Below are 22193 nucleotides of genomic sequence, written 5' to 3'. Positions count from 1 at the left end.
AATTCGATCTCAAGGTTTGGTTTCGAATGCGGCATCATAGCCAATCACCTTCAGGGTTCGACCTTCCGATAGGCAATCGCCAGGAGATCAATCCATTGCGGCGGCTCTGTCTCACCGATCTCGAATTCGGAAGCCTGCAAATCAACAAGATCGGCGTCGCTCGCTGCTACACGCGACCGCACGAGAAGTGCCAGGCGCGCAAATAGAAACTTCACCAGACTCTCCGGAAGCAAGTTGCGCAGCCCGAGAGGGTCAAGCCGAAGAATACGCTGCGCCTGAGCTCCACGCGCTCTTTCGAAGGCGTACACGCGCTCGCTGCCCACGATACCCTTGACCGAGACCGTATCGAAAAACGGGGCCAAGGTCTCGCCGAGTTCGTCGGCCAGATACTCGTGCACGTGATACGGGTTCTCCGAGACGCTGGCGAGCCGATTGGGCGTCGTCAGGATCAGGCACCCACCAGGCTTGAGGCAAGCGGCTGCCGCCTCCAGAAAGGGTGCTGGGTCGTCCAGATGCTCGAGCACCTGAAAATTGGTCACCGCGTCAAAGCGCCCCGGGTCCCGCTGGGCGAGGTCGAGAAGGTTCACCTCGCGAAACTCGATATTCGGCCCGGAATGTCTCTGGCGCGCGATGTCCAGAGCCACCGCGTTATAGTCGATACCGACCACCTTGGCGGCATGCTGGGCCATCATGGCGGCGCCATAACCTTCCCCGCAGCCCGCTTCGAGAATCTCCTTGCCTGCCACCAGCGGACCGACCAGATGGTAGGCCGCGAGATGACGGGCCATATCCGGAGCGAAACGTACATCCTCGGCAGCCAGGCGCTCTCCCGTGTACCCCTCGGGAGCCGACAGGCCACCCGCCCTTGCAGCTTCAGCTGCTTTTTCCGTCGCTTCGCTCACGAACGCTCTCCTTGCCGCAAATTCGTTTCCCCACGGCCTGTCTCGACACCCTGCTCTCTTGACCTTCTTTTCTCCAGCGCCCAACGTGCCGCGCGCTGGACAGCAGCGCTGCTATCGGCCGAAGCCGCTTCCAATTCCATCGTCAGATCGGCGCGAGATAAATAGGCAGCCATCCACGCTGCTGTTTCCCTCTCTTCTTCTGTGCCTTCGCGCAACTCCTCACGAATCTGGTCGGCAACCAGTGCGGAGTCCACCAGCTCCTCGTCCAGAAGGAGCGATGGCACATATTGTCCTGCCAAAGTGCCCGTATTCAGAGCATCAAACAAGGTTCCAAGATGCTCCGGCGCACCCATTTTCACCAGAGAATATGCGGAAATCATCCTCCACCAAGTCGTTTCGTCTTCATCTTCGAAATACTCCAGGGCCGGAATCAGGTCCGGGCGCCCCTCCTCGGCCGCGGCAATCGCCGCAAAGGCCCCGATTCTTTGCCGTTCGACAAAATCATCAAGCATCGCGACCATCTCCTCCGTACGGAAGTCACCGGGCAGGTCCCACAGGGGCCCTTTGCGGTCGCCTACCAGACGGAACCGATCCGATAGCCTCCGTGCGAGAACGTAATTGATCGAGCGAGCCGACTCCCATCGCAAGCGCCCCGAGGAGGAAAGAAAAACATCCTGCAAATAAGGCAAGGCGTCGGGCCCGGCGTACTCGCCCATGGCCCGAATCAGCAAAAGCTGCTCGCGCCGACCGTTGGCGATCGTTTCGGCGACAGCGCCAAGTCCACCCGGGTCGCGTTGCGCTACCTGCAGCGCAGCCGCGATGATCGCACCGCGGACGCCTCGGTCCACATCGGCCAATCGATGCCCCCAGGGAGCGAGGTCCGCAGACGATCCACTCGCACCAATACGTTGTGTCTCGACCAGAACCTCATGGAAATCTCCGGCGGCAAACCTGCGAGATTTCTCCGGGGCGCTTTCAGGACGAGCCCATGCAGGGTTCGCCTTCCGCAACTCCTTGCGCGCGAGAATATCATAGCGGCCGACGCGGCGAACCATCTCGTAGTTCTGCTGGATATAGTCCCGCAGAATAAAATAGTACGCAGGCGACGCCGAGAAGTAGCCGAGACGATCATTCAGGGAGACAACCAGAGCCGGAGGATCCGCTTCCAGTTCCGCGACCATATCCGCCTCATCCGCGTGCGAGGGGCGACCGGGGAAGAAATAATCATGCGGCAAGGGCGTCCGTCGATCGGTGACGAAGGGTACGATCGCCAACGCAGGAAAAACGAAAATCTCTTCTTGTGGTTCCGTCCATCGCTCGACGAAAGCGGCCACTTCCTGAAGCTCCTGCAAATCGTGGTCGCGATCTTTTTCCACTCCCACAGGCAGCGCGGACTGGCGCAGGAGCGTGGCCTCACGCCCCTCGGGCCATGGATCGAAGGCCAGCCGCGCATCGACAAAAGGCGCTGCACGCGCAAAAAGCCCGAGCGCTATCGGCAACAATACCAGCAACCGAATTCTTGCGGGAGAAAGCCAATCCGCCGTCACCGCCAGCGAGCGAGCCGCCCACACCTCGAAGCGCCAGAGCGCGGCAGCCGCCAGCACCAATGCAGACGGCATCCCCACAACCACATGCATGAAATCAATGCGCGGATAAAGTTGCAGAAAGAGCATCAGGGCAAACACCAGAGCGACCGTCACCCGCGCCAAACTCGGTCGGACCTGCGCGGCAAACCAGACGAGAGGGTGGCTCATCCGCACCAGCCACATCAGAGTGCCCGCCAGGAGCAACGCCGGAATCAGAAAGAAGCTCAGATTTTCTAGTTGCATGGCGATCGAGAGCAAAAGGCCCTCAGGAGCAAGACCGAAGATCCCCAGAGCGCCCAAAAGGCCCAGCGTCAGAACACTCCCCAGTGCGAGGATCGCGCGACGCCGCAAGACGCCGGCACCAATCAGGAAAACTAGTCCCCAGAGAGCCACCAAACCCGCCATCAGAGCGCCACTCCAGGCACTGATATCCGGGTAATAGATCAGATAGATCCGCTCGACACCGGCACCGAGCAGCAGGATCTCCTCGGCAAATCTGTCAATGCCCAGCCGAGGCAGGAAATAGGAAAGCCAGAGCATCGTGATCAGGAGAAATCCGCCGAGGATCACGCCCACATCGGCAAACCCGGCCCCGAGAGAACGGCGCGCAAGTGAGGGGAAATTCCGGCGTACGCCGAGCCGTAACCAGAACCCGCCACCAATCACGAGAAGGAGAGGAAACCCCAGCAGAAAAAATTGTTCGGTGAAAACGTCAAAGGTCAAAACAGCAAAGATCGCACCGAAGGCAACCACCAACAAGAACCCTTCGAGCAGGGCTCCGACCCGGCCGCGGATCGGCGCTGTCATCAGAAGTTGGCAGAGCACAACGGCCCCCAGCGCCAGAATCCCGGTATTGGGCTTGAAGGAGAAGGCCAGGCCGGCACCGAGGCCAGCGATTCCCAACCAGAGACGGGAGCCACGCTCGACCGCTTTCATCATCGCCAATTGCGTGGCAAGCCATGCCAGCACCGCATACCAAGCTGGATAGGGGATATTGAAGGACGCAAACTGGCCGGCAAAAAACGGTAAATAGATCGCATAGACCAGTGCCGCGGCCGCCGACTCCAGAGGAGGGGCAAAGCGCAAGGCGAGCCGAAAGATCAGCACGACGGAGGCCGCATTTACCCCGACCAGAACGGCTCGCAGGGGCACCACCGACACGCCGAACCACTCGAAAAGCCAGGCGTTCAGGTAGAAAACAGCCGGCGTATAGCCGGTATGAAAGTCCAGATACGGTCGGTCCCCGCGAAAGGTTCGCAAGATCTGATAGAGAATATTCCCCTCGTCCTCGAGGTTGAACCCATAGCCCACGAAGGACCCGAAAAGCAGGGCCGATACGGCTCCGACAAGGATGGTCTGGGGCCATGCCCGCGGAGCACTCACGCCGCACGCTCCCCGGAATCGTCTGCGAGGAAATCGCGCACCTCCGGCAAGGGCCTGCCTGCAGCGAGTGCTCCCAGAACCTCCGCGAAGGCATCGGCGACCGCATCCCAACCAAAACGGCCCGCCCATGCCAGGGCGCCGGCAGAAAGGGACGCACGAAGGGAAGAGTCCTCGAGAACTCGCGCCAGTGCTCCCGCGAGCGCCGGAGCGTCTCCGCGAGGCACGCGAAGCCCATTCAGGCCGGGCCGAACCGAGTCCCGCAACCCCGGCACATCGGTCGCGACCACGGGTGTCCCGCAAGCGTTGGCCTCCAGAACCGTCAGGCCCCACCCTTCCTTGTGCGAGGGCTGCACGACGACCGAAGCCTTGCGCAACCATTCGATTTTTTCGTCTTCGGAGACAAAGCCGGTGAACGTCACGCGTGCCGTGCTCGGCAAACGTGCCGCGCGTGCCTGCAGATCCTCGGAAGCCGTACCGGCGCCGACCAAAACAAGCCGGCATTCCGGATGCTGCTCTCCGAGCAGCCGCCATGCCTCGAGCAGAACATCCACGCCTTTGTAGTATTCCAGACGGCCCACAAAAACGATGAGGCCAGGCTCAACGGCCACCGAAGCGTCCGGGCAGAACCTCTCGTGATCGAGGCCGTTCGGGATCACCCGGATCGAATCGGCAGGCAGAAAACGCGCCCGCAAATCATCGCGGGTACTGGGCGAGACCACCACGAAAGGCCAGCGGCGGTAGGCCACGGGCAACATCGCTTCTGTAACCGCAACGAAGCTGGCGATCGGCAGCGCGACCTGGCGAAAAGCAGAGAGCCCGAAGAGGTGATGAACCAACCCGAGCTTCGGCGCTCGGGGCAGATATAGCTGTGAAAAAAAGAGGAGCTTGCATAGGTTTTCGATCACCAGGTCGTACTCACCGGTTGCCCATTCCTCACGGCTGCGCCGGGGCAGTTGCGCGTAATAGGAGAAGCGGTTTCCAAAACGGAGGAACCGCAGGCCGCCGCGCTCTTCCTCGGCCTTGGCCCCCGGAAATGCAGCACATAGAACCGTCATCTCGATCCCATGACGAGAAGCCAGTCGCTGTCCGAGTTCCTCGAGGTGGACCTCGACGCCACCGGCGAGGGGATGGCTGACATCCCGCTCATTGAGCATGAGAACTCGCATGGCTGAGGTTCGCCCTAGAGCCGGCCGAGCATCCTGCGAAACTTCAACTCCCAGACAATCCAGAGTGCCTCGAGCCCGATTCGCTTGCTCATCTTGGAATCCCCGACCGTTCGGTCCATGAAGATGATCGGGACTTCGACGATCTTGAACCCCTTGCACCAGGCGCGGTAATTCATCTCGATCTGAAAAGAGTATCCGTTCGCGCGAATATCGGCGAGGTCGATCGCCTCCAGCGTCTCCCGCCTCCAGCATTTGAAACCACCGGTCGTGTCGCTGATCGGCATGCGGGTCAGCTTGCGGACATAGTAATTTCCGAAATAGCTCAGCAACAGGCGCTCGATCGGCCAATTGACCACGGTGATCCCGTCGAAATAACGCGAACCCAGGACAAGGTCGTTGGTCTCGGCTTTGCTGAGCATCTCGGGTAGCGAGTCGATTGGATGCGAGAAATCAGCATCCATTTGCACGATATAGTCAGCTTCGAGCTCCAGCGCCTTCCGAAAGCCGGACTGGTAGGCGGGCCCGAGACCCTGCTTGGATTCGCGACGCACCAGGTGGATTCGTCCCAGCTCCGCTGCGACAGCCTCGACCGCATCGCCCGTGCCGTCAGGCGATTGATCATCGACCACGACCACTTCGATTTCGGGATCGACCTGCAATAACGCCGGGAGCAACTTCTCGATGTTGCCTCTCTCGTTGTAGGTGGGGACGACGATTACTTTTAAGGACACGGAATGCTTTCGCGGAAATTTATGGGAAAATGGGAATCAAAAGGAACCATCGGGGCCTCCAACTGGCCTTTCTCTACGCTACCTTCGTAACAGATTTGACGGTGGGATAGGAACCGACGGATTTGATTCAGCGCGAAACATCCGACGAACCGTCACGCAGAGCCACTCGCAGAGCCTTGAGATCCCTGATCGACAACGTTCTCGTTCCCAAAAGGGCCAACGAGAAGAACCCCAGGGCAATCAGGGCCTTCATTGGACCATCGTCGTAGGAAGCGGAAAACATTAAACAGGCCAAAGCAAGTGCCATAGGGCGCAAGGCCTCCCGGCAACAGGGCCAAATCACCTTTCGGGTGGCGGCGGGCAGCAACAACAGGACGTGCCCCGCGGCAAATCCGACCACGACCCCAAACGCCGCCCCCTGGATCCCGTAGGAGGGCACCAGAAGCAACTGCAGAAGGATCAGAACAGCAGCACTCCCCGCGTTCACGCCCAGCAGAAGCCGTTGATGGCCGGTAATCACCAGCAAATTTGCATACAGAGTCCCCACGGCGGCAAACGGGCCTGACCAAAGCAGGATCGCCAGAACCGGCCCGCTTGCGGCAAAGCGCTCACCAAACAACCCCCGAACCAGCGGGTCTGCCAGAGCACCGCCGACCAAAGCCGTGAAACAGAGAGCGATGGCGAGCATTTTGGCGGTCAGCCCCGCCAACGCTTGCAGGTCTTCCGCACGCGAAGGCCCCAGCCGAGCGAGCAGAGGAAAGATGACCAGCATCGTGCCCTCACCGAGCAGATTGGATGCCTCCGAGAGCCGCGCGGCCGAGGCATAAAGACCCACGGCATCCGGGCCTGCGGTTTGCATCAGAACGATTGCACCCGCTCGCAACCCCATCATCAACACCAGCAAATTGGCACCAACGGGCCAGGATTCGGCCAGCAAGGAACGCCAGACGTCCGGAGCGATGCGGACCTGCAAGCGAAAGGACCTCGACACCAGAAGAGCTGCGAGACCCAAGCCTGCCCAGGTAGCCACGGCATAGGCGGTCCACACCGCCAGCAATCCCCCCTCCTGTCGAGTGGCCAGAAAGACCCCCGCCAGAGTCAGTGAGGCGGTGAACGTGGCGACGAGAAAAACCGCGCCCAATCGCAACTCCGAGCGCAGCACCGCCCGGAACCCGGGCTGGGCCAGAAAGAGCAACGAACCGCAGCCGAGCAGGATTACGGGGACGATCGAAAGCCCCTCGCCCGAAACCCACGGAGCCAGAAGGACCGCCAGACTCGCACTGCCAAGAGCCAGACCCAGCCGAAGGCCCAGAGCTGCCGAAAGGATCTGCGGTCGATCCGCATCGGGCGCCGAGAGTCGGCGTACCAGAATCGGCTCGAGACCAAAGTCGGCCAGAACCTGAAAAAGGGTCAGGTAGGCCACGGTGAAACTGTAGATTCCATAGGTTTCGGTGGGAAGGACCCGCGCCAGCAAGACAATCAGGAGGAACGCGGCCCCTTTTTCGACGACCAACGCGCCGATTCCAAAACCACCCTGTCCAGCAAACTTGCGCAGCTTCATCGCGCCGCTCCGGGCGGATGGTCCAACCCCAATGCGGCTCGCGGCAGCGGACGGCCAAGCAATTGGTCACGCGCCCCCTGCCATTTCAGGATGACGCCTGCGGCTTCCCCCGAAGGCAGGCGGCGCAGCCATTGAAAGGGCAAACTCAACAAAAAGAACGATCCAAAATAGAATTTCTGTCCGACCGACCCGTGCCGCGCCACAAAGCGCACCATGTTTCGACCAGAAAAATACTGCTTGCGGCTGACGTAGGTGCGACCGGAGCTCCCCTCGCCGCGGTGCCGAATTCGCGCCTCGCCGGTCCAGACGACCCGCAATCCCGCCTTCCTCAGACGAACGCATAGCTCGACTTCCTCGTGGTAGGCAAAAAATGCCTCATCGAAAAAGCCTGCCTCCGAGAGGGCCGAAAGTCGCAGCAGAATCGCGCAACCGGAAACCCACTCCACCTCATGCGTACCTCTCCAGGCATCCGAATCAGCAACCTGTTCCCCTGCCAATCGCACCAGACTCTGCCGCCAACTGACCGAGCCCCACGCCATCAGCAATTGGCCGGGGTCCGCCGCATCCAGAATCTTCGCCCCGACAACCGCTACGGCAGAATCTCCCTGCGCGACATCGAGCAACCGATCGATCGCGCCCGGCTCGCAAATAGCGTCATTGTTGAGCACGACCGCGTAGGAGCATCCCGCTTCAGCGGCGGCGGCCAACCCCACGTTCGCCCCGCCCGCATATCCGCGGTTGATCTGGTTCTCCACCACCAGAATACCGGGGAAGCGCTTTTCGGCCTCCGTGACGACCGGATTCGTCGACGCGTTGTCCACCAGAATCAGCTGTGGCTGACAATCATTTACCTGCGCACTGGCCAAGGCCTCAAGCGTCTCGGTGCCACCGTCCCAATCCAGAACGACCACCGCCACATCCCTCTCGGTCGGTTGCGCCATGGCCCCTACCTATCGTGCTTCGGCAGCGAGACAAAGAAGCCGGATAAATGGATCAACGATCGACTCTCCTCAGGGTCACACCTGCCACCACGTCGAGAGGCCGCGAATGGTCCTCAACGAACCCGATCAAGTCACGAAAATATTCCGGGGCGTCGAGAAACACAGGAACGCGAGGCTCACCGAGAACCGCCAGCCCCGGCCGCGCCTCGGACCAGGACTCCTCCACGCGAAGTGCCTGTGCGGCATCCGGCCGGCCCGGCACAAAATAGACATAATAGAAGGGCGAGGGTCGGTCGGCGAGCAATGCCAGCCCTGCCAGGTCGGGGAAGGTGAAGATGGCCTCATCCGGCCGAGTCTCTTGCCGAATCCGGGCGACCACCGCCGCGATCTCCCGGAAGGGCGCCGCCCGGGACTCCAGCACCTCCACGGCAAACCCCGGTCCCAGCTTCTCGGTAGCCAGAGGCTCGGTGAGTCGTGGCATCAGAGTCGGCGCCATTCGGCCAACGGCGAGCAGGAGAAAGACACCGGTAAGAATCCCCGGTGCGGTAAAATTCCGCGCGCCGTCGCGCGTGCGCTCATAGAACCAGGAATAACTGGAGCGACGCCATGTGCTCAGCCCCGCAAGCAGAACGACAGGACCGATTTGCGCAATATGAATCAGGTCCGGACGCGGGTAGACCGTCAGAAAAAGAAAGGATGCCAAAATCAAAAGTGATCGTTCGCGCTGACGACGTTCGTCGGACCCCACCGTGAGAAGACCGAGCGCCAACGAAAGTGGACACAGCCAGAAAAGAATATTTTCAGCCAGCGGACGCACCCCGCCGCGAAACGCGAAAAAGGCTCCGAGGCAAGCTCCTGCGAGGAGAAGTCCCGGCACGAGCCGGGCCGCCCGCGAGCGAGCAAGCCACATCGCACCCAAAAATGTGCCCGTCATGACCACCATCCCGGGGCGAAATTCAGGCGCCGCCATCGTATAAGCCCTCACGACAGCGCGACCGCTTTCTCCCACAAAAAAAACGTTCTCTACCATCTCAGCAAAACCAATCCTCGCCCAGAGGAGACCGAGCCAGGGCAAGGTAGGCAACAAGAATCCGACCGCGAGCGCAGCCAGATCCGGGAAGGCGGTACGCCGTCCCCCTTCGCGAACCGGCCCGGCGACAATCACTGCCAAAAAAGCGGGGATCCATAGGGCGAGACCGAGGCGAGAACCAAAAACCGGATAGACCAGGAAAAAAACGGCCAAGGCAGCCGTCGAGCGCAATAGCCAACTGCACCAGCGCTCCGCTGCATGCGTTGTCCTCCATGAAGCCGCGACTGCGAGGGCGGCGCCCCCGAGAAGAAATAGTCCGGTATTCGGCTTCACCGCAAAAGCAAAGGCTGCGCCAACCCCAGCCAAAAAAATTCCCAGAGAATCCCGGCGCGCGGAATGGCCTTCCCCCAGTTCCGCCAGCAGCGCCACTGACATCAAAACGGCGGGCAAGGCGATCCACCCGGGATAAGGGATGTTCAGCGGGGCACCCTGATTCAGAGAAACCGGCAGGAGATAGGCGACAAACATCGCCACCCCGACACTGGCGCTGCTGCGACCACCTGAATCGCGCAGCAAAGCGTAGACCGTCGCCGCGACGCCCGCATGCACGACGACCAACATCGTTCGGATGGCCACAAACCCGCCAGACTGCCAGAGCCAGGACTGCATCGTGAAGTAGCCCGGCGTATAACCGGTTTCGAAATCTGTATACGGGAGCGCACCTGCTGCCGCCCGCGATATCTGCAGAAGCTGCGTTCCCTCGTCCACGACATCAAACCCGTAGAGGCGCCAAAGCCAGAGATACGCCAGCGTCACCCCGGCCACACAAAGCGATTCGACAACGATTCGGCCCAGCGGGGGACGCGAAACCTCAGCGATTTGCTTCACGATAGACCTCCAATGTCCGGGCCGCCGCCTGTGGCCAGGAGAGAGCCTCCGCCCGCCGAAGCGCGCGGCGTCCATACTCCATCCGAGTCTTTTCCGACCCCAGAAGTTCCCGCAACGCGCTCGACAGCAAGTCGGCATCGGGCCTCTCCACCAGAATCCCGGCGTCTCCGACAACCTCGGGGACAGAGGTGGCAGCCACCCCCACGACCGGACAGCCGCAGGCCATCGCTTCGACAAAGGTCAACCCGAAACCCTCAAAGCTCGAGGGACTGATCATCACATCAGCGGCACCATAGAGTTCGACGAGCGCCTCCGCAGAAACCTCCCCGGCCAAATGAACAAAAGGCGGGGGAGAAACCAGCCAGTCCGGCTCGTAACCGGGGCGCCGTCGTCCCGCGATGACCATCCGCACCTCGCGACCTTCCGCCACCAATGCCGCGGTGGCCGCGATCGCCGCTTCAATTCGTTTCCGTGGCTGCGCCGTGCCGACAAAAGCGACCAGAGCCCCTGCCTCCACACCATAGCTGCGACGTACCTCAAGGCGCCGAACCGGATCCGGGATCGGGCGAAAATTGGTTCCTACGCCGTGACCGACGACATCGATCTTCGCTCGGGGCACCGCCAGTTGGTCGATCAGGTCTTGTGCCGTATACGCCGATACCGCGATGACGCGACTCGCGCGGCGCACTGCGTGCCGCAGGTGCAGGTAGAGTTGCCATCGCTGGGCCCGAGAGAATGTCTCCGGCTGCGCGTAGACCGCCAGATCATGCATGGAGACAACAGTGGCCATCGCTGACGGCAACCCGAGCAAAGGCAGAGCGTGCTTGGTTCCGTGGTAGAGGTCCGGTCGCAATCGTCGCAAGAGGCGCGGCACAGACAAATTATCCCACAGAGGTTGGTGCCATGCGCTCGGGAGGGGCACCTCATGAACTTGAAGATTGGATCTCCCGGCGAATAGATCCGGACGATCGGTCAGCACGTGCAGTTCAATATCGGCTGGATCGAGATCAGCCATGGCATGCAACAACTCGACCACATACGTAGCCGGGCCCCCGGTGACACCGGCCACTGCACCAATAGCGACACGCAGAGAACTCACGGCTGCCCTCGCCACAGCCAGCGGAACCCCTCGAATACACCCGCCCAGAGCGCACGAACCGTAGCCCCGTCGCCACGAAGAGCATAGAGCAGACTGCTCACCACGACCAAGCTCAGGAAGAACGGCAGGAAGATCAAAAATCCGCCGAGCCCACCGTGGTCCATTGCCAGACGAAGCTGGTTGCGAGTCTTGAGACGAGCAGCATAGGGCTGGAGGCCGGCGGCAAAGCCACGCATCCCGTCATGCAGGACGATCGCGTCCGGAACCATGCGGGGCTGAAACCCCGCAGCTCGAGCCCGAAGACAGTAATCGACCTCTTCGTAGTAGACGAGGAGGTCTTCCCGGTAGGGCCCCAAACGGAGAAAGCACTCGGTCGTCACCAAAATCGCCGAGCCCATGATCCCACCCACGGGGTAAGATTCGTCGGCCGGTGTCCGGACACGCAAAAGAGAGCGCGGGACCGCCAGCGACCATGCGGCATAATTCTCGCCCATCGAGAGCGGGCGTCGATCTCCCAAATTTAGCAGTGCCGGACCCAACAGACCGGCTTCGGGATATTTCTCGGCGTCGCCGATCAGCCGCGCGATGCAATCAGGCTCGATGATCGTGTCGTTATTCAGGAAAAACAGATGAGAGGCTTTCGCTTCCAGCGCGCGCAGCGCGCCTGCGTTGACGCCACCGGCAAAATGACCATTGGCCGGCAAGTTCAGGATCTCGACATCCTTTGCCTCGCCCCAATCCGATTGCAGACGACTTTGTTCCCTTTCGGTCGAGTCATTGTCGACGACGATAATTTGCAGATCGACAGCGCGGCTCGCGCGGAGAGAAGTCACGCAAGCGTGCGTCACCTCGGCTCCGTTGAAATTCACGACAACCGCAAATACCCGGGTGTCGCTCATGCCGGGACGGTCTCCTCCAAAACGGTCAGTCCCAGCGTTGCTCGCCAACGCTCCGCCCGGACATCCGGTCCTGCCACGCGGGCAACCGCCACCGTCGCAGCCTCCGCCAATCGATGGCCCAGCGCCGGATCCTCCGCCAGTTCGCGAAGAGCTGCCGCCAGAGCCGGACCCGAAGCCGTGACCGCCAGCAGCGACTCGCCCGGGAGGAAAACTTCCCGGATTGCCGGCGTATCGAGAGATACAACCGGACAACCCGCCTGCGCTGCCTGATAGGCCTTGTTCGGAATCACCATATGCGCCTTTGCGGACTTCCCGAAGATACCCAAAGACACGTCGGATGCCCGCAAATGCCGAACCAACTCCTCTTGTGACATCCAATCCTCGAGCGTGACATGCGGCAGGCTGCGAAATTGGGCCTCGAGCCGCGACCTCTCGGGCCCCGAGCCAACAATCAGAAAGGCAATTCCTTCTTCCGGTCGCAGCGATGCTGCGGCTTCCGCCACAACATCCATGCCGTGCAAGGGAAGATAACTGGAATAGGCAAGGACACGCAGGCGGGGCCCCGGTTGCCATTCCAGTGGCCGCGATGTCGGCGTGACTTCGGGAGCAAATGCAGACTCGGCACCGAGATAGTGGACGCGCAACTTGTCCGTCGGGACTCCGAGTTCCTCCGTCAGGTAGCCGCCATGCGTTCGTGTATCCACCACCACGAGGTCTGCCGCCATCAAAGTCCAGCGATCCAATTCCTGAAGGGCTCGTGCAAGAAAGGAACCCGGGGGATAGACGCGCCGGTCCTCGACGAGGGTTTCGCTCAAAGTGACCAGAGGTACAAAGATGATGCGTCGCCCCCCAGCCAGCACCCTCGCAAGCAGAACGTCGAGTTGTCCGTTGAAGCCGACGATAATAACTTCAGCACCGGCAGCGGCATAGCGAAAGCGAATCGCCAGGCGGCAGGCAGCCACAATCCAGCGAAAAGCCAGCGCGAGGAGAGCACCCACCGCGAAGTAGGAATCCTGCTTGTCTCTGGTCTTCTCCCAGAGAGGCTCATGACAGACGCGCAACTCGACACCCGCGGCACGAATCTCCTCGACGAGGAGAATATTCGCCGCATGCCGAGAATTGAATGTCCCGAAAAGAACCGCTCTCACGTTTTCTCCTCGGAATCGGTGCGGCGCGAAACAGATTGTGTCGAGGCATCATAGCCCGGCTCGAGATCCGGCGACTCGCGCGCGCTCAACTCGAGTTTCCGAACGCGTAAAAGCGTGTCTTCGATCAGGGTTCGATTGGAGGCAATCAGATCCGCGATCAGTCCCATGAGAATTGTCTGGACCCCGATGATCGACAGCGCGGCACCAATAATCAGCGACTGGATCAAACCTTGCGGACCGAACAACATCGAGTAGACGCCAAAACGGACAAAGAGAAGAAACCCGATCCCGAGCATCAACAAGCCGAGACTCCAAAAAACACGGATCGGTTCGTAGAGTGAGTAGATCCGGACCAGCGTCACCAGAGAACGACGCAAATAGCTCGGCATGCTGCGAAAGAGGCGCGATGGTCGCGTCGCGCGAGTTCGAACGGGAACGTACGCTACGGAAATCTGTTTTTTGCCGGCCTGCACCAACGTTTCGAGCGTGTAGGTGAAGTCGGAGATAACGTTGAGGCGCAGAGCCGCCCTGCGGTCGAAGGCGCGAAAGCCACTCGCCGCATCGGGCACATCCGTCCCGGAAAGCCCGCGAACCACCCAGCTCCCATAGGTTTGCAGAAAGCGCTTCAGCGGAGAAAAATGCTCGATTTTGTCGGGCGAGCGATCGCCCACCACCATATCGGCCTTCCCCAACAGGATCGGCGCGATCAAGGCCGGGATATCGTCGGCCTCGTATTGATTGTCCGCATCGGTGTTGACGATGATATCGGCGCCGAGCTTCAGGGCCGCATCGACGCCAGCCGAGAAAGCCCTTGCCAGGCCCTGATTCTCCGGGAATCGTACCACATGGTCGACACCGGCCTCCCGCGCCACCCGAACCGTATCGTCTCTCGAGCCATCATCGATGATCAGAATTTCGATCGTATCGACACCGGGAATTTCCCTTGGTAGCGCTGAAATGGTTTCAGGTAGGCTATCCTCTTCATTGAGGCAGGGAATCTGGATGATCAACTTGGGCATGAATGACCCTAAATTCGGCAGTGGGAAAAGAATCGGCGTACGAGGTGCGCCCGCTCTGCCGCCAAAAAGACGCACCCTACCCCGCTTGCTTTCACCACGGGGCCTCCCTTGTCAATGTGCTTTCCTGAGCCTGCTTCTGCTGGGGTGCATGAAGGCCCCACCCGAAACCAGCCCACCGGTGCCCGAACCCGGCCCGGCGAAAGTGCTGAAAGCCGTCGTCCTGCGGGCTTCCTTCCCCAAAGTCGCACCGACAGGCAAACGCAGGCGCTTCACCAATCCCGAAGAAACCGGCTTGATCGACCGCCTCGGACAATACCTCGACGAAACCTCCCGCGGAAGGCTGAAGCTCGAGGCCGAGGTCAGCCAGAGGATCTACGCCCTCGAAAAGCCCCGCGCCAGCTACGTCGGCAATCCTACGGGGATGCTCCGGGACACTTTGCAATTGGCCACTCGCCGCGCGCCGGCAGGCGAGAAGGCGAAACTCGAGGCGTTCGCGCCGGACCTCGTGATTCTGTTTTTTGCGGGACCAGCCGCGGAAACCGATATGAACCTCCAGTTCCGGGGCAAACTGCCCTGGTCCAATGCCGTAAGCTCGCTGAACTATCGGCTTCCCGACGGGCAACGAATCCCCCACGGAGTCGTCGTCGGTGAGCATCCCCTCGCACGACTCGACCCATTCGGTGTCCTCTGCCATGAAGTTGGCCATATCCTTGGCTGGCCGGAACTCTATGCGCCCAACAAGCCTCACGAGGGCATCGGTGTCTGGGGCCTGATGGGCCAGGGGACGTGGGTGGGCATGGGCAAGGCGCCGCCGCACCCTTCGGCCTATTCCAAGCTGATGTCGGGCTGGGTCGATCCCCAGATCGTGGAAACGAGCCAACGCATCGAACTCCCCGCCGTCGAGACCAGCGGCAAGGTCGTGCAGATCTTCGCACGCGGGCCGGAGTATCCGCGCGAATATTTCCTCATCGAAAATCGCCAAAAAATCGGTTTCGATCGCTCTCTCCGCGGGGAAGGCCTGCTGATCTGGCATATTGACGAACGTCGCACGAGTTTTCGGCGCTCCCAGGATATCCCGACCCATAAACGGGTTGATCTCCTGACAGCCGACTCCTGGCCTTCACATCTGGACCTCGGTCACAAAAACGGTGGCAACCGCGGCGACGCCGGCGACCCCTGGGCCGATCGGGTCGATGGCCCAGGCCCTGACACTCTCCCTCACACCGGAAGCTACGACGGCACACCTGGCCGATTCGCGATCCGAAACATTTCGCCTTCGGGAGCGATGATGAGGTTTGATATCGAGTTCGTCGAACCCGGAGCCTCGCTGCCGGCAGAATCGATCACACCGAAGGCAGCACCCTAGCCTTCAACGTGTCAAAGGGCGATATTTGATTCGTTGAGGCTGATCCGCAGCCGCCCCCAGGCGACGCTTGCGATCGGCTTCATATTGCTCGTAATTCCCCTCGAACCATTCCACCTGACTATCGCCCTCAAAGGCGAGAATATGAGTCGCGATTCGATCCAAAAACCAGCGATCGTGGCTGATCACCACGGCACAACCTGCGAAATCGAGCAGAGCCTCTTCGAGAGAACGAAGGGTCTCGACATCGAGGTCATTCGTCGGTTCATCGAGAAGCAGCACGTTGCCACCGCTTCGGACCAATTTCGCAAGATGAACGCGGTTGCGCTCGCCGCCCGAAAGTTGGCCGACTTTCTTTTGCTGGTCCTGGCCCTTGAAATTGAACTGACCGACATAGGCCCGAGAAGCCATCTCCCGACTGCCGACCAGGATTCGATCCGCACCCTCGGAAATCTCCTCCCAGACATTCTTGCTCGGATCGAGCGCATCCCGCGACTGATCGACGTACGAAAGCTGGACGCTATCGCCAACCTCGAGGCTGCCGCTGTCTGGTTGGTCGAGACCCGTGAGCATCCGAAAGAGCGTGGACTTTCCAGCCCCGTTAGGACCGATCACGCCAACGATCCCGCCAGGGGGGAGCGAGAAGGAAAGGCCTTCCATCAGCTGGCGGTCGCCAAACCCCTTGTTCAGATCGCGAACTTCAATCACCTGATTGCCCAGGCGCTGGGAGACCGGAATGTAGATCTCGCCCTTTTGCTCGCGAGCCAGACCGTCATCTGCCGCCAACTTCTCGTAGGCCGCAATGCGCGCCTTGCTCTTTGCCTGACGTGCCTTGGGGGCCATCCGGACCCATTCCAGCTCGCGCGCCAGCGTCTGGCGCCGCGAGCTCGCCTGCTTTTCTTCGGTGGCGAGACGGTTTTGCTTCTGTTCGAGCCACGACGAGTAGTTCCCCTCCCAGGGAATCCCGCGACCTCGATCCAGTTCGAGAATCCAACCAGCACAATTATCCAGAAAGTAGCGATCATGAGTCACGGCCACGACGGTGCCTGTATACTCGGAGAGAAACCGTTCGAGCCACGCGACGGATTCGGCGTCGAGGTGGTTGGTCGGCTCATCGAGCAAGAGCATATCGGGCGCCTGCAGGAGGAGCCGACAGAGAGCGACCCGGCGTTTCTCGCCACCGGAGAGATGTTCGCAGGAAACGTCTCCGTCCGGACACCGCAGAGCCTCCATGGCCATTTCCACGCGGGAATCCAATTCCCACGCGCCGGCCGCGTCGATCTGATCCTGCACCTTGGCCTGTTCGTCGAGCAGCTTCTGCATCTCGTCGTCGTCCGAAACCTCGCCGAAGGCCATCGAGATCTCTTCAAATCTCTGCAGCAGCGCTCGCGTCTCGGCAACGCCTTCGTCCACAATCTCGCGAACGGTTCGCGTGGGATCGAGTTCCGGTTCCTGAGGGAGAAATCCGATGCGGGTACCTTCGGCCGGCTTCGCCTCGCCGATAAATTCGTCATCGAGGCCCGCCATGATGCGCAGGACGGTGCTCTTGCCCGAACCGTTAAGACCCAACACACCGATCTTGGCGCCGTGAAAGAACGAAAGGGAAACTCCGTCCACGATCGTTTTCCCCTGAGGCGTCACCTTCTTGAGGTTTTGCATCGTGTATATGAAATTTTGCGCCACAGGCTTTGTCTCCCAGCTTCGATTGTTCGAATTTCGGTCCCGATATACACTCCCGTCGAATCAGGAGCGGATTGCGGACCGTGAGGGTCCTGCTTCCGCTGTCTACCAGAACGAAGGGAGAGTCTCATGGGGCGCGTGGTGGAAGGCAGGCGGCAGCAGGAAGCCATCCATCAGGTAATGGAACGCATCTTCCATGAATGCCGACCCGGACTCCGGTATCGGCTCTGGGACGGATCCTGCGGAGAGGTCGGCCAACCCGATGGCTCCTTCTGTATTGTGATTCGAGACCCCGAGACCTTCCGTCAGGCTCTTGCCAGCGGCGATACCGGAAGGCTGGCCACAGCCTTTGTCGAGCAACGCATTGATATCGAGGGCGACCTTCTGGCATGCCTTCGCATCGCGAACCAATTGGAGGGAATGGCCTTTGCGTGGTGGGAAAAGCTCCAATTATGGTGGCTCCTGAGGAGAATCTGATTGGAGCGCTACGATATCATCATTGTGGGAGGCGGACCTGCCGGAGCCACAGCAGCAGAAACGCTGGCCACAGAGGGTGCCCGTGTTCTGCTTCTCGACAGCGCCACTTTCCCCCGAGTGAAGCTCTGCGCGGGTTGGGTCACAGCTCAGGTCTGGGAGTCTCTCGGGATTCCCGGCAAGGACTATCCCGGCACCCTGCAGCCATTCTCCCGAGCACGATTGGAGTTGGACGGACAGGTGCAGGAAACGCGCTGGGACCATACCGCCAGCTATGGCATCATCCGCTCCGAATTTGACCATTACCTCCTGCAACGAGCGGCCACCGCCGGAGCTGCGATCCGGACCAATACCCGGGTTCAGACTTTGAGCCGAGCGGAGGAAACGTGGCTCATTTCGATCGGTGACACACAGGCAAGTGCGCCGGTAGTCGTCGGTGCCGGGGGCCACAGCTGTCCCGTGGCGCGACAACTCGGCGCGATCGACAAGGACGAGGCTGTTGTCATGGCCCGTGAGAGCGAAACGCGCCTGGATGAGGCCACCCTCGCCCGGGTCCCGGCAAAAGCCGGCATCCCGGAACTGATCCTCGAGGACGACCTCAACGGTTACGGGTGGGTCTTCCGCAAAGGTCCGTTTCTCAACATCGGACTCGGCTGCATCGATGCCGGTCGTGCTTTGAACCAGCGCTGTACAACCTTGCTCGAACGCCTTCGCGCCGAGGAGCGATTACCAGCCGATATCGAACTCGAACCCTTCCGTGGACACGCCTACGCCGTCCGCCTGCGCGGTCCAAGGCGCCCCTCCGGCAAGGACTGGCTCCTCGTCGGCGATGCCGCAGGCCTTGCTCGGGCATTCAGCGGCGAAGGAATTGGCCCCGCCATCATCAGCGGCCGCATCGCGGCGAGCATGATTCTGGCCGGGACCATCGAGCGATATCCCAGCCATCTGGATCAAAACTTCGGAGCCGGTGAGCCCGGTCGCATCGGCAATATCATCGGTCATTTGCCGCGACCCTTTCTCGACAGGATCGGACGCACGATCTGTCAACAACCCCTCCTGCGGCGCAAGATGGTTTTCGAAGGCGCTTTCGGGATGGGCTAGGAGGGCCGCAAGATGCCTGCTGACAAGATCCGCAAACCGCACGAGGATAGCCGGCGCGCCATTGCGCACCACTACGACCTTTCCAATGAATTCTACGCCCTCTTTCTCGACCCCGAGATGGTCTATACGTGCGCGTGGTACCGCAACGACACGGTCGACCTGGCGCAGGCACAAACCGACAAACTCGAGCTGGTCTGTCGCAAGCTGGACCTGAAGCCCGGAGATCGACTCCTCGATATCGGCTGCGGCTGGGGTAGCCTCGCGCGATACGCTGCCCGCAGCCGCGGCGTCGAAGTGCTCGGGGTGACCCTCTCGGAACAGCAGGCCTCGTTCGCCCAGCAGCGCATTTGCGAGGAGTCCCTCGAAAAAATCTGCCGCGTCGAGTTCCGCGACTATCGATCCCTCGATCTGGACGAAAATTTCAACAAGATCGCCGCCATCGGAATCATCGAGCATATCGGCCGCAAAAATTTCCCTGCCTATTTCCAGCGAGTCCATCAACTCCTCGCGCCGGGCGGCCTTTTTCTCAATCACGGGATCACGCGGCTCCGACATTGGGAGAAAACCCCCCAATGGGATTTCCTCCTCGAGCATGTTTTTCCCAACGGCGACCTCACACATATTTCCCATTTGACGCAGGCAATGGAAAACGCACACTTTGAAATTCTCGACGTCGAGAACTTGCGCGCCCATTACGCACGAACGTGCGCCAGTTGGACCGCACGCCTACAGGCCTCGGAGAGCCAGGCCATTGCTTGCGTCGGAGTCAAAACTTACCGGACCTGGTTAGTTTACCTGGCAGCATCCGCAGTCGCGTTCGAGGAAGGGAGCATCTTCCTTCATCAGACGCTGACTCGAAGATCGGGCGAGACCGATCGATCCCCCCGGAACCGCGCAGCGATCTACGCGGATTTCCCCGCGCTGCCTATCAGGCCCGGGCCGCCGACAGCCGACTGAGGGCCGCCGAAAGACTTTTCACACATAGTTCCACATGACCCGCCGTCGATGAGGTCCCCATCAAGCCAATCCGCCAGACCTTCCCTGCAAGTGCTCCGAGACCTGCACCGATCTCCAGATTGAACTCTTCGAGCAGCAAGCCCCGAACATCCGCATCGGGAACGCCATCCGGAATCGAAACGGCGTTCAGCTGGGGCAAGCGCTCGTCGACCGGCACCACAAAATCGATACCAATGCCCTCGAGCCCGACGCGAAGCGCTTCGTGATTTTCCCGATGTCGTGCCCATGCGGCCTCGAGCCCCTCCTCTTGCAGAGCCAATAAGCCCTCGTGCAATCCGTAGAGAGCGTTCACAGGAGCCGTATGGTGGTAAGAACGCTTGGCGCCCGCCGCCCAATATCCGTCCAGAAGAGAGAGGTCCCCGAACCAGCTTTGCACGGGCGTCTTTCGTGCCCGCAGCCGATCCATGGCCTTCTCCGAGAAACTCACCGGAGACAACCCCGGGGGTACCGAGAGGCATTTTTGCGTCCCGGAATAGACAGCGTCAATTTCCCAACCATCAATTTCCACGGGCACCCCACCGAGCGAGGTCACTGCGTCCATGATCGTCAAGCACCCGTGCCTCCGAGCGAGGGCCGCCAGGGTCTCGGCATCCGAGAGTGCACCGGTCGAGGTCTCTGCGTGCACGAACGCAACCACCGACGCCTCGGGGTGCCCGATCAACGCGGCCTCCAGATCTTCGGCGCTCACGGCCCGGCCCCATTCGTTCTCCACCATTACCGGCACGCCGCCCATACGCACGACGTTTTCCTTCATTCGACCGCCGAAGACTCCATTTTGACAAACCACCACCGTGTCTCCGGGCTCAATCAAATTGGCGAAGCATGTCTCCATCCCGATCGAACCAGGACCGGAGATCGGCAATGTCATACTGTTCTCGGTGCGATAGGTGGCCCGGAGCAGGTCCTTCAGTTCGTCCATCATGCGGACAAATGCGGGATCCAGATGACCAATCGTTGGTTGTGCCATGGCAGCCAGAACGCGAGGACTCACATCGGAAGGACCAGGTCCCATCAAAATACGTTTCGGCGGTGCAAACGAGTGAAGCTCTTTCATTTCAAATCTCTTTCTTCCACTTGATCGAACATCCCATCGAAGGCGATTGATCGGCTGCTGGTTGGGCTCCGTCCACGATAGCGACGAGAGCCTCCTGAAGCTCGCGTCGGGTCACCAGCTCGGCATCCTGCCACGAGTCATCAATCCGACCATGGTAAGCCAGCTTTCGCTCCTCATCATAGACATAGATATCCGGCGTGCAGACCGCATCGAAGCGGCGAGCGACTGCCTGGCTTTCATCCACGAGGTAGGGAAACCCGTAGTCCATCTCGCGTGCGCGTGCCGCCAACCTATCGGGTGCGTCATCGGGATAATCATTTGCGTCGTTCGAGCAGATGCCGACAAATTGAACCCCCGACATGGCGAATTCACGACGGAGTTCGACGATTCGATCCTCGACGGCGATCACGTACGGGCAATGCCGGCAGATGAACATGACCACGAGAGCTTTTTTCTCTCGAAAGTCGTCCCGCCGAAAACGTCGTCCGTCCACCGAGGGAAGATCGAAGTCGGGACATGTGCTGCCGATTGCGATTGCCTGAGATTCGAGGAGTGCCATGCCTTCGGCCATAGCTGCCCGAAAAGCTGCTCGCAAAAGGAGCGCCAAATTTCAAAACAAGATGTTGACAAGCTTTCGATCGGACTTATCTTCCGGCTGTCCGCAGAGGATAAAAAAATACAGAACGAGGAGAAAAAACAATGAGAACTTTCGCCAGAGAATTTACCGCACGACCCACGCAAAACGCTTGGAATGAAGCAGCGCGCCTGCAGGCCCGCATGGAAAAAGCCTTTCAGGAATCGAACGATTCCTACGGCTCGAACTATCCCCGCCTCGATGTGACTTCGGCCGAAGACGTGACCGTGGTGCGCGCCGAAATTCCGGGTGTAGCCGCCGAGGAAATCGACCTTTCGATCGACGATGATGTCCTGACTCTCAGTGGCGCCCGACAAGCAGACGAGCTGCCCGAAGGAACGACCTGGCGCCATCAGGAGCGTGGCCACGGTGTCTTCAAAAGGCGGGTCCGGTTGCCCTTCCGCGTAGAATCCGGCTCCGTCGATGCGCAATACAACAACGGCGTCCTGCAGGTGACACTACCGCGGGCCGAGGCTGACAAACCGCAGAGGATTTCCATCTCGGCAGCCTGAACCCT

19 protein-coding genes are annotated in these 22193 nt (G+C 60.5%); 5 read left to right on the top strand and 14 right to left on the bottom strand.

Annotated elements, in window-relative coordinates:
* Positions 1–50 precede the first annotated feature (50 nt).
* The 11 genes from P8K07_01175 to P8K07_01125 form a co-directional block, all read right to left on the bottom strand.
* Positions 51–902 (bottom strand): methyltransferase domain-containing protein, encoded by an 852-nt coding sequence (locus P8K07_01175; GenBank protein MDG1957132.1) that lies wholly within the window; start codon positions 900–902, stop codon positions 51–53.
* Positions 899–3871: a glycosyltransferase family 39 protein gene (locus tag P8K07_01170; GenBank protein ID MDG1957131.1), complete on the bottom strand. Its 2973-nt coding sequence runs from the start codon at positions 3869–3871 to the stop codon at positions 899–901. The genes P8K07_01175 and P8K07_01170 overlap by 4 nt, the downstream gene beginning before the upstream one ends.
* A complete protein-coding gene (locus tag P8K07_01165; protein ID MDG1957130.1) occupies positions 3868–5037 on the bottom strand; it encodes a glycosyltransferase family 4 protein in 1170 nt (389 codons plus the stop codon). Before P8K07_01165 ends, P8K07_01170 begins: the two co-directional genes overlap by 4 nt.
* A gap of 14 nt (positions 5038–5051) precedes the next feature.
* Positions 5052–5768 carry a polyprenol monophosphomannose synthase gene (locus P8K07_01160; protein ID MDG1957129.1) on the bottom strand — a complete coding sequence of 239 codons (717 nt, stop codon included), beginning with the start codon at positions 5766–5768 and terminating at the stop codon, positions 5052–5054.
* A 127-nt stretch (positions 5769–5895) separates the two neighbouring features.
* Positions 5896–7329, bottom strand: a complete 1434-nt coding sequence (locus P8K07_01155) for a flippase (GenBank protein ID MDG1957128.1) — start codon at positions 7327–7329, stop codon at positions 5896–5898.
* Positions 7326–8270, bottom strand: coding sequence for a glycosyltransferase family 2 protein (locus P8K07_01150; protein MDG1957127.1), 945 nt, complete (start codon positions 8268–8270; stop codon positions 7326–7328). The genes P8K07_01155 and P8K07_01150 overlap by 4 nt, the downstream gene beginning before the upstream one ends.
* Before the next feature lie 52 nt (positions 8271–8322).
* On the bottom strand, positions 8323–10188 hold the full coding sequence (locus P8K07_01145; GenBank protein MDG1957126.1) for a hypothetical protein: 1866 nt from the start codon (positions 10186–10188) through the stop codon (positions 8323–8325).
* Positions 10172–11287: a glycosyltransferase family 1 protein gene (locus tag P8K07_01140; GenBank protein ID MDG1957125.1), complete on the bottom strand. Its 1116-nt coding sequence runs from the start codon at positions 11285–11287 to the stop codon at positions 10172–10174. Before P8K07_01140 ends, P8K07_01145 begins: the two co-directional genes overlap by 17 nt.
* The gene (locus tag P8K07_01135) at positions 11284–12186 is read right to left on the bottom strand and encodes a glycosyltransferase family 2 protein (protein MDG1957124.1); all 903 of its coding nucleotides are present in this window, start codon (positions 12184–12186) and stop codon (positions 11284–11286) included. Before P8K07_01135 ends, P8K07_01140 begins: the two co-directional genes overlap by 4 nt.
* On the bottom strand, positions 12183–13334 hold the full coding sequence (locus P8K07_01130) for a glycosyltransferase (GenBank protein ID MDG1957123.1): 1152 nt from the start codon (positions 13332–13334) through the stop codon (positions 12183–12185). The genes P8K07_01135 and P8K07_01130 overlap by 4 nt, the downstream gene beginning before the upstream one ends.
* Positions 13331–14353 (bottom strand): glycosyltransferase family 2 protein, encoded by a 1023-nt coding sequence (locus tag P8K07_01125; GenBank protein MDG1957122.1) that lies wholly within the window; start codon positions 14351–14353, stop codon positions 13331–13333. The genes P8K07_01130 and P8K07_01125 overlap by 4 nt, the downstream gene beginning before the upstream one ends.
* A 148-nt stretch (positions 14354–14501) precedes the next feature.
* Here P8K07_01125 and P8K07_01120 point away from each other — a divergent pair, with 148 nt between their 5' ends.
* Positions 14502–15719, top strand: coding sequence for a M6 family metalloprotease domain-containing protein (locus P8K07_01120; protein MDG1957121.1), 1218 nt, complete (start codon positions 14502–14504; stop codon positions 15717–15719).
* Between the two features lie 3 nt (positions 15720–15722).
* Here P8K07_01120 and ettA read toward each other — a convergent pair whose 3' ends face one another.
* A complete protein-coding gene (ettA, locus tag P8K07_01115; GenBank protein MDG1957120.1) occupies positions 15723–17399 on the bottom strand; it encodes an energy-dependent translational throttle protein EttA in 1677 nt (558 codons plus the stop codon).
* Positions 17400–17525: 126 nt separating this feature from the next.
* On the opposite strand from ettA, the gene P8K07_01110 reads away from it, so the two are divergent.
* From P8K07_01110 to P8K07_01100, 3 genes are read left to right on the top strand one after another with little or no spacing between them, the layout of a single operon-like run.
* Positions 17526–17873 (top strand): hypothetical protein, encoded by a 348-nt coding sequence (locus P8K07_01110; protein MDG1957119.1) that lies wholly within the window; start codon positions 17526–17528, stop codon positions 17871–17873.
* Entirely contained in the window at positions 17874–18971 is a 1098-nt protein-coding gene (locus P8K07_01105; protein ID MDG1957118.1) for a geranylgeranyl reductase family protein, read from the top strand.
* 12 nt (positions 18972–18983) lie between these two features.
* On the top strand, positions 18984–19928 hold the full coding sequence (locus P8K07_01100; GenBank protein MDG1957117.1) for a class I SAM-dependent methyltransferase: 945 nt from the start codon (positions 18984–18986) through the stop codon (positions 19926–19928).
* Here the strand turns inward: P8K07_01100 and P8K07_01095 are convergent.
* Positions 19900–21042 (bottom strand): alanine--glyoxylate aminotransferase family protein, encoded by a 1143-nt coding sequence (locus tag P8K07_01095; GenBank protein ID MDG1957116.1) that lies wholly within the window; start codon positions 21040–21042, stop codon positions 19900–19902. The two genes, P8K07_01100 and P8K07_01095, sit on opposite strands and share 29 nt — an antisense overlap.
* A 1-nt stretch (position 21043) precedes the next feature.
* Positions 21044–21601: a thioredoxin family protein gene (locus P8K07_01090; protein MDG1957115.1), complete on the bottom strand. Its 558-nt coding sequence runs from the start codon at positions 21599–21601 to the stop codon at positions 21044–21046.
* 140 nt (positions 21602–21741) lie between these two features.
* Between P8K07_01090 and P8K07_01085 the strand changes: the two genes are divergently transcribed.
* Positions 21742–22188 carry an Hsp20/alpha crystallin family protein gene (locus tag P8K07_01085; protein MDG1957114.1) on the top strand — a complete coding sequence of 149 codons (447 nt, stop codon included), beginning with the start codon at positions 21742–21744 and terminating at the stop codon, positions 22186–22188.
* Positions 22189–22193 lie beyond the last annotated feature (5 nt).

The sequence above is a fragment of the Candidatus Binatia bacterium genome, from assembly GCA_029248525.1.
In the GTDB taxonomy this organism is placed as follows: Bacteria; Desulfobacterota; Binatia; order UBA12015; family UBA12015; genus UBA12015.
Note: the sequence above shows the minus strand (reverse complement) of the source record. Positions and strands in the feature narration are given on the sequence as shown.